This is a genomic window from Methylobacter svalbardensis (genome assembly GCF_037671525.1).
GTDB classification, from domain to species: domain Bacteria; phylum Pseudomonadota; class Gammaproteobacteria; order Methylococcales; family Methylomonadaceae; genus Methylobacter_A; species Methylobacter_A svalbardensis.
The window spans coordinates 1-584 of record NZ_JAWPOH010000108.1; the positions used below are offsets into that span (position 1 = coordinate 1).

General features: G+C 44.5%; 1 protein-coding gene and 1 pseudogene. Both read right to left on the bottom strand.

The genetic code is table 11. The features are described from left to right. A partial coding sequence (locus RW114_RS19445) for a helix-turn-helix domain-containing protein (RefSeq protein ID WP_340124399.1) occupies window positions 1–236 on the bottom strand: 236 nt, incomplete at its 3' end. 27 nt (window positions 237–263) lie between these two features. Then, window positions 264–584, bottom strand: a pseudogene (locus RW114_RS19450) (addiction module toxin RelE); the annotation flags it as partial.

Below are 584 nucleotides of genomic sequence, written 5' to 3' on the forward strand. Positions count from 1 at the left end.
GGACGATGGGTGCGCGACACACCAAGCGCGGCTAAGCCGCCCTCGTCATAGTCTTTTAGGTAACGCGTCACACTGTCAGCACTGGTGCGGGCAATGCGTTCGATTTCCTTATGTGATAAGCCCAGTGCTTTAAGATATACGACATGCAGTTTTTTCTTGGTCAGTCCAGAGGGATGCCCCATGAATTGTTGATACACGTCGTCAATGGCTTTTTCGGTAAAGTCGATCTTTAGCATGTCAGGTTTTGTGTTTAAATTTGGGTATTATACTCTCTTCATTTTCCGCAAATTTGACCAGTCGGAGTATATAATAGCTTCATTTCGTATCTTGTACTTCTCAGCATAATAAAACAACTCCTTCGGCACCGCCCTGCGCTGTGAAATTGGGATCTCACTTAGCTGCTTATCAACATTTATCAGACCTTGCATTGACCCCACAAATTTTTCATCGCCCAAAAATATTTGATTTTTCAATTGTTCCCACGGCGATGGCTGGCCTTTGCCCGCACTAACGAAGCATTTGTAAGCTTCGATAGCTTTTGATTTCTGCTGACCAAACCCGGCTAACAACCATTCCGTATTCAA